This window comes from Pseudomonas sp. Ga0074129 (assembly GCA_001465025.1).
Classification (GTDB): Bacteria; Pseudomonadota; Gammaproteobacteria; order Pseudomonadales; family Pseudomonadaceae; genus Aquipseudomonas.
Map to the genome: position 1 here is coordinate 43,752 of LNDO01000077.1, position 7,767 is coordinate 51,518.

The following is a 7,767-nucleotide window of genomic DNA, read 5'->3' on the forward strand; positions in this document are numbered from 1 at the left end:
ACCGGCCCACTAACGCAACCCCTAGCGGGCGTTGCCTGAACCTCAACCTCCCCTCTTCAGAGCTGCCGCATCCATGAGTCTGTTCTCTGCCGTCGAAATGGCTCCGCGCGACCCCATCCTGGGCCTCAACGAAGCATTCAACGCCGATACCCGTGCAACCAAAGTGAATCTGGGTGTAGGCGTTTACTACAACGAGGAAGGCCGCATTCCCCTGCTGCGTGCCGTAGCCGAAGCTGAGAAAGCCCGCATTGAAGCGCATGCACCGCGCGGCTACCTTCCGATCGAGGGCATTGCAGCGTATGACAACGCCGTGCAGAAACTGTTGCTGGGTGCAGACTCCGAGTTGATCGCTGCTGGCCGAGTGATAACCACCCAAGCCGTTGGCGGCACGGGCGCACTGAAAACAGGTGCCGACTTCCTTAAGCGCCTGCTGCCCAATACCGTGGTCGCGATCAGCGACCCGAGCTGGGAAAACCATCGCGCCCTGTTTGAGGCTGCCGGGTTCCCGGTGCATAACTACCGTTATTACGACGCGCAAAGCCACGGCGTGAACCGTGCTGGTATGCTTGAAGACCTACGCAACTTGCCCGCACGCTCGGTTGTCGTACTGCACGCCTGCTGCCACAACCCGACCGGCGTCGATCTGTCGCTGGACGACTGGAAAGCTGTGCTCGACGTTGTGCGCGAGCGCGAGCATGTGCCATTCCTCGACATCGCCTACCAAGGCTTTGGTGATGGCATCGAGCAGGATGCCTTCGCTGTGCGTCTGTTTGCGGCCTCCGGCATCCCATTCTTCGTCTCCAGTTCGTTTTCTAAATCCTTCTCGCTCTACGGCGAACGCGTTGGCGCGCTGTCCATCATCACGGGCAGTCAGGAAGAAGCTGGTCGTGTGCTGTCGCAAGCCAAACGCGTGATTCGCACCAACTACTCAAATCCGCCGACTCATGGCGCCACCGTAGTCGCCAGCGTGCTTAACAGCCCCGAGTTGCGCGCCATGTGGGAAGAGGAGCTGGCCGGCATGCGTGAACGTATTCGCGGCATGCGCATGGCCATGGTTGAGCAACTGGCTGCCCTGAATTGCAAACGTGATTTCAGCTTTGTGGCTCAGCAACGCGGCATGTTCTCCTATTCAGGCCTGACCGCCGAACAGGTCGAGCGGTTGAAAAACGAGTTCGGTATTTATGCCGTTAGCACCGGACGCATTTGCGTCGCGGCACTCAATTCGCGCAACTTGCCAGCCGTGACCCAAGCCATCGCTCAAGTCCTGTAAAAATCACTGAGGGGAAGTTTCAGATACTTGACTTCCCCTTGTGAATCAGTAGGATACGCGCCGTTGTTCCGCGATAGCTCAGTCGGTAGAGCAAATGACTGTTAATCATTGGGTCCCTGGTTCGAGTCCAGGTCGCGGAGCCAAATTCAAAAGTCTCGGTTAAACCGGGGCTTTTTTGTGCCTGTTGGACTCTCACCAGGGACTGCGTCCCAGGTTATTCGCTAACGCTCACCCCTTCGGGGTCGTGCTAAAGCACGTTCAGCTGCGCTGTCGAATCCAGGTCGCGGAGCCAAATTCAAAAGCCTCGGTTATCGCTGGGGCTTTTTTGTGCCTGTTGGACTCTCACCAGGGACTGCGTCCCAGGTTATTCGCTAACGCTCACCTCTTCGGAGCCGTGCTAAAGCACGTTCAGTTGCGCTGTCGAGTCTAGGTAGCGGAGCCAAATTCAAAAGCCTCGATCAACACCGAGGATTTTTTGTGCCCGCCAAACTCCAACTAGAGACTGCGCCCTAGAAGTCGCTGCAACAGACCAAATTAAGCACAATAAAAAACCGCGGCCCAAGGGCCGCGGTTTTTTTGACACTGCGAAGAGGCTTAAGCCTTGTTGCGCAGCTTCTCTGGATTAATCAGGAAGCGAGCCAATGCAGGCAGCAGCCAGATTGCGCCAATCATGTTCCAGAGGAACATAAAGGTCAGCATCAAACCCATATCAGCCTGGAACTTAATCGCCGAGAAGATCCAAGTTGCCACACCAATAGCCAAGCAAATACCGGTAAACAGTACCGCCTTACCCGTGGACTTCAACGTCTCGTAGTAAGCATCCTGCAGCGATAACCCCTGACGCAGGTAGGTCTCCATACGGCTGTAGATGTAAATGCCGTAGTCGACACCGATACCTACACCCAACGCGATCACCGGCAACGTTGCTACCTTGACGCCAATACCCATGAACGCCATCAGTGCGTTACCCAGGACGGAGGTCAATACCAGTGGCAGCATCACGCAAAGCGTTGCAGCGAAAGAGCGGAATGTCACGAGACACATGATGCCAACCGCCGCATAAACGGCCAACAGCATCGTCGTCTCGGATTTAGCAATAACCTCGTTGGTAGCAGCCTCAATGCCCGCGTTGCCCGCAGCCAAGATGAACTCCAAATCTTCTTTGTTGTTTTCCTTGGCAAAATCCTCGGCAACCTTCACCACGCGGGTCAGGGTTTCGGCCTTGTGGTCGGTGAGAAACACAAGCACTGGCGCTACAGAACAGTCGCCGTTATAGAGACCGTCGGCACGCGCAATGGAGTTGTTCAATACGTCTTGGTTACGCGACAGGGTTTCCCATTTCAGGTTGCCCTCGTTCATACCCTTGATCACCTGACGCGAAACCGTAACCATCGAAATGGCCGACTGAACGCCTTCAGTGTTTTCCATTTTCCACATCAGCTCGTCCATAGCCGACAGCGTCTGGAAGGTTGAACATCCTTCCGGCGGAGTCTTGACCATGATGACCAGCACATCGGAACTGGTGGAGTAGTTACGAATAACAAAGTCGTTGTCTAGGTTATAGCGAGAATCGGGATGAAGCTCCGGCGCACCTTGGTCAAGATCGCCGATCTTCAGATTCTGCCCATACCATACGCCACCACCGAGTGCCACGACGGCGATGACAACGGAGATGGGGGCCACCATCGGGTGAGCGCAGTTCGAAATAAAGCGCCAGAAAGGATGTTCTCTAGTGGCATCTTCTCGACTGATTCTCACTGCTTTTTTACTGATGCCGATGTAAGAAATCATCACAGGCAGCAGAATCAGGTTGGTCAGAATGATAACCGCCACACCCATGGATGCGCCGATGGCCAACTCGCGAATCACGCCGATATCAATCAGCAGCAGAGTAACGAAACCTACGGCATCGGAGAGCAGCGCAACCAGCCCGGGGATAAACAACTGACGGAAGGCCATCCGAGCAGCAGATAACGAATCTGTCGCATCGCCCGACGCCATGGCAATACCGTTGATCTTTTGCACACCATGGGAAATACCGATGGCAAAGACCAGGAACGGCACCAGCATCGAATACGGGTCAAGACCAAAGCCCAACGTGTGCAGCAAGCCCAGTTGCCAGACCACTGCAATAAGCGTGGCTAGTACCACCGCCAACGTACTCTTGAAACAGTGGGTGAACCACAGCAACAGAACGAAGGTAATGGCGATTGCCACTGCAAAGAAAATAGCCACACCGATCAAACCATCAATCAGATCGCCGACCTTCTTCGCAAATCCAATGATGTGAATTTTGACATTAGGATTTTGCAGCTGGTATTTCTCGCGGATTTTCTCTTCAAGTTCATGAGAGAACTTTTGATAGTCCAACGGAATTTGTTTGCTCTGATCATTTGGATCAGCATAGGTTTCCAACAGCGGCAAATCGATGATGCTGGATTTAAAGTTGTTGGCAACCAAGCGTCCAATTTGACCCGATTTGAGAATGTTGCTACGCAATTCCTCAAGGCTTTCCGCTGAACCGTCGTAGGTTTGCGGAATCACTTCACCGCCAGCGAAACCCTCTTCAGTCACTTCAGTCCAACGTACACTTGGACTCCAAAGAGACTTAAGACCGGAGCGGTCTACCCCCGGAATGTAGAAGGCTTCGTCATTGATCTGACGCAGCGTCTCCATGTATTCCTTGGAGAAAATATCACCATCAACCGCCTCAACCGAAATACGTACAGTGTTTCCAAGGTTGGCTAGGTCATTGCGGTGTTCGAGCATCTTCTGAATATAAGGATGCCCCAGCGGAATCATCTTCTCAAAGCTGGTTTGCGGGCGAACTTGCGCCGCTTGATAAAAAAGAAAAATGCTGATCAACAAGCACAGCAGAATCACGGCCGGGCGGTTGTTGAAAATCAACCGTTCCAAAAAAGAGGACGATTGTTGTTGATGCTTACTCATGCAAAGGCTCCCGGCTTATTGTTGTTGGCCCAGATCGGCGCCTGTAGGCGTGGCAGCGTGTACGCCCCCTTGCCCTACCAAAATCAGATTGCCGTTTTCCATTGCTGCAACGCCTGCCAGCGAAAGCCGGTCGGCACGGTTGGTCACGGTAAAGTTTTGGCCATTATCGGTACTTTTAAGCACAGTGCCCCCATGCCCAATAATCACAATAGAGCCATCAGCCAGGCGATTACCATCTGCCAGACCGAACTCCAGAGGACCGTTGTTAGCGGTATTTAGGCTAATTGCCTGCCAGGTGCTTCCGAAGTCTGTAGAACGGAACAGATGGCCACGCAGGCCATAGACCAGAAGCGTACCAGCTTCATTTGTACCCAAAGCGCCAAATAAGGACCCTTCATATGGGCTATCCAAGGTTTCCCAAGTCTGCCCCCAATCAGGTGAGCGAAACATCATGCCCTGCTCGCCGACAGCGAAGAGACCTGAGTTTTTAACCTCAACAATCGCGTTAAGGTGATAGGCATCTTCGTTATCCATACGGTCACTGACATCTTCCCAGTTGGCACCACCATCAGTGGTTTCAAGGAGAACACCGTAGGCACCGACCGCATAGCCTAGGCTGCGATCTTTGAACCATATATCAAGCAGAGGAGACTCCAACTCAAGATCCTCGTACTGCTTAACCCATGTGGCACCAGCGTCCGTAGTGGCCAGAATCTGGGCGTCATGACCAACAGCCCAGCCATGCGAGTCATCAATAAAATACACGGCGGTTAGCATTTGCGTGGTTGGCACCTTGGCCTGAACCCAATTCGCGCCATTGTCATCAGAGAAAAGCACGTGACCGCGATCCCCAACAGCGACCAACCGCTTCCCGACGCTGGAGACATCCAGAAGCAGACTCTGTTGCGCTTTGTTGGAGATGACTGAATATCGGCTGGCTTCCTCCGAAGAAGCCTGAACAGGTGCGCTGGCAAACATCAGCACAGACAACACACTACACAATGACAGCACCTTGACTATCGGTGCGTGGACGCGAAGTACAGAAGGGCAGGACGAACCCACTGCACAACTGGACTGGGTGCGCCACATTACGGGCTCACTCATATACCTTCCCCCTTATTCTTATAGGTAGCACTACCCTTTTTAGCAGTGCGTCTATCCTACTGAGCTTTGAAAAGGCCTGACAATCAGCGCGACGTTATGTTTTGTTAAACCCGCCCGACTGACATGCCTCGTTGTACCGATAAAAAGCAAAAGGCCGCTACAACAGTAGCGGCCTTTCGCTCAAATCACACGCTGATTAGCGCGTGCCGCGACGGCGCAGAGCGGCAGGCTTGAAATAGCCGTCGTCGGGAACCGCTTGGCTGAAATCAATCGTGCTTGGCTCTTCGTTATCCAGGTTCTGCACGTGGTAACGACGGGCTTGCAGGTCATGGAACGTATCCAGAGCAGACCAAGTGGTCGGCAAGTCATAGTAGTTTTTCAGGTAGGCAATCGAAACACGCCACAGATCGCCACGACCGTCGTACTGATCCACCACAGCGGCTTGCCAGCTGTCTTCATCCAAGAACAGGGTGCGCTTGGAGTAGATATGACGGGCGCTGGACTTCAGCGTGCCCTCGACCACCCATACACGGTGCAGTTCATTGCGAGTAAACGCCGGGTTCAAGTGACCCACTTGCAGCAAGTCCTTGTACTTGACGTCAGGGCTGGTGACTTTGTAGCTGTTGTAAGGGATATAGATTTCCTTCTTACCTACCAGCTTCCAGTCGTAGCGATCCGGAGCACCGTTGAACATATCGGTGTCGTCAGCCGTACGCAGGCCATCGGCGGCAGCAATTGGGGTGTCATAAGCCAGGTTAGGCGCACGACGCACACGACGCTGACCGGCGTTGTAGCCCCACGCCTGGCGCGGCTCTTTCACCTGATCAAGAGTTTCGTGCACCAGTACTGCACCGCCGGCTAAGCGTGCCGGGCTCTTGGTGAAGGACAGGTAGTAAAACATGATGTTGTTCAGGTCGGCTGCAGTCCCTTTCGGGTTGTAGAACTTGAACATGGCTTCCTGTTGCGAGGTCACCAGCGAGTAACTGCCGTTACGCTGAACAGCGACTTCCGACGCGCGACGCACAATGTAGGTACCACGGTAGCGTGCGATGTGGTTCCACAGCGCTTCAACACCATTTTGTGGAATCGGGAACGGGATGCCGCCATAAGCGTCGGAGAAACCGTTGCCGCCATCAAGCAACTTCGCAGTGCTGGCGTTCTTGATGCTGTTGTCATACACCCACTGCGGCGCAGAACCCGAACGGCGAGTCGGGTAGACCGGCATTTGGTAGCTGTTTGGGTAGGTATTGAACATGGCAATCTGACCTGGGGTCAGGTTGTCTTTGTACTGATCCAGATTGGCTTTGGTGATGGTGAACAGCGGCTTGTCATCCGCGAACGGATCAACGTGATGCTGACCCGGTGTTTTATAGCCCGCAGGCGGCTGGGTGATACCACCGGTCCACTCGGGAATGGTGCCCGCAGCGTTACCCGCTTTCTCGGCACCAAAGGGTGTCAGGCTCGCACCCAACTTGGCCACTTCCTGCGGCGACACAGCAGCAAAGGCGCTACCAGCGGACAGTGCCAGCGCAATGGCGGCACCCATCAGCGTATGCTTTTTCAGCATCTTGATTCTCCGTGAAATAAGTCATCAACCGAGTGCCTACGGGCACTCGGTATTTTCTAGTTATGTTTAGAAGGAGTATTTGACGTTAACACCGATATTGTCGCGGTCGCGACTGCCGTTATTCTGACCAGCACCGAAGAACTCAGTATATTGAACCTCGGCTTCCAAACTGTTTAGGTAGCTAGCACGGAGACCCAACGTATAAGCCTGACGGCCCTCGATAAAGTTTCCCGTCTGATGCGAATTTCCATCGAAGTCATGCTTATAAACAGCAAAGGGAGAAAGATTTACACCAGCGTAAACATCGTTCCAAGTACCGGAGGCTACTAGAGTATAGCCGTAGGCATTCTTATTAACTTGATCTTTTCGATTATCGCGCCCTTCGTTACCAGCATAAGAGGTATTTCCTCGCCCTGCATAGTAACGCACGTTACCCAAGTAATCAGTGTACTGCAAATCACTGCCACGCAAATGTTCAGATGCTAGTTCAGCCACACCAAACAGAGAGTCAAAACCTAGCACCGGCCCAAAGTTATGAATAGCACCGACGGATGAGTTGAAAGCCTCTACTCTTTCGTTGTTTATCAATTGGTCTCGCAAACTTAAACGCTGCCCCGCAACACTAACTTGCTGACCTAATGCTAGCTGGGTGGCCTGCCCCAAAAGCTGCTGCAGAGCATCATTGGTAGCCGCAATACCAATAGGCATATTGGGGCGATAAGCCAGCTCACCAAAAACAGAAGTCTCATTCAGCGTAGTGTTAAAACTCAGACCATAGGCACCTGAATTCAACCCATAAGTGCAACGCTCACCCCTGCATACACTTCGTACGGTGTCTTCCAGCCCAGGCGTTTGCGTGGGCGTAAATTGATCTTCG

Annotated in this window: 4 protein-coding genes, 1 tRNA gene and 1 pseudogene; 2 read left to right on the plus strand and 4 right to left on the minus strand. The window is 53.3% G+C overall.

Features of this window, described 5'->3' with window-relative positions; translation table 11 throughout:
- The first annotated feature begins 73 nt into the window (after positions 1-73).
- Positions 74-1,270, plus strand: a complete 1,197-nt coding sequence (locus AUK77_RS09835; RefSeq protein ID WP_296128915.1) for an amino acid aminotransferase — start codon at positions 74-76, stop codon at positions 1,268-1,270.
- A gap of 67 nt (positions 1,271-1,337) precedes the next feature.
- Positions 1,338-1,413 (plus strand) — tRNA-Asn (locus AUK77_RS09840).
- A 451-nt stretch (positions 1,414-1,864) separates the two neighbouring features.
- Here AUK77_RS09840 and AUK77_RS09845 read toward each other — a convergent pair.
- The 4 genes and pseudogenes from AUK77_RS09845 to AUK77_RS09860 form a co-directional block, all read right to left on the minus strand.
- On the minus strand, positions 1,865-4,219 hold the full coding sequence (locus AUK77_RS09845) for an RND family transporter (RefSeq protein ID WP_296128918.1): 2,355 nt from the start codon (positions 4,217-4,219) through the stop codon (positions 1,865-1,867).
- A 15-nt stretch (positions 4,220-4,234) separates the two neighbouring features.
- A complete protein-coding gene (locus AUK77_RS09850; protein WP_296128930.1) occupies positions 4,235-5,308 on the minus strand; it encodes a YCF48-related protein in 1,074 nt (357 codons plus the stop codon).
- 211 nt (positions 5,309-5,519) lie between these two features.
- Positions 5,520-6,890 (minus strand): DUF1329 domain-containing protein, encoded by a 1,371-nt coding sequence (locus tag AUK77_RS09855; protein ID WP_296128921.1) that lies wholly within the window; start codon positions 6,888-6,890, stop codon positions 5,520-5,522.
- A 66-nt stretch (positions 6,891-6,956) separates the two neighbouring features.
- Positions 6,957-7,667, minus strand: a pseudogene (locus AUK77_RS09860) (DUF1302 family protein); the annotation flags it as partial.
- Positions 7,668-7,767: the final 100 nt, after the last annotated feature.

What these genes read in the sequence shown, in the direction of transcription:
- AUK77_RS09855 (WP_296128921.1), bottom strand. Translation starts at nt 6,890, where the DNA reads ATGCTGAAAAAGCATACGCTGATGGGTGCCGCCATTGCGCTGGCACTG.
- AUK77_RS09835 (WP_296128915.1), top strand. Translation starts at nt 74, where the DNA reads ATGAGTCTGTTCTCTGCCGTCGAAATGGCTCCGCGCGACCCCATCCTG.
- AUK77_RS09845 (WP_296128918.1), bottom strand. Translation starts at nt 4,219, where the DNA reads ATGAGTAAGCATCAACAACAATCGTCCTCTTTTTTGGAACGGTTGATT.
- AUK77_RS09850 (WP_296128930.1), bottom strand. Translation starts at nt 5,308, where the DNA reads ATGTGGCGCACCCAGTCCAGTTGTGCAGTGGGTTCGTCCTGCCCTTCT.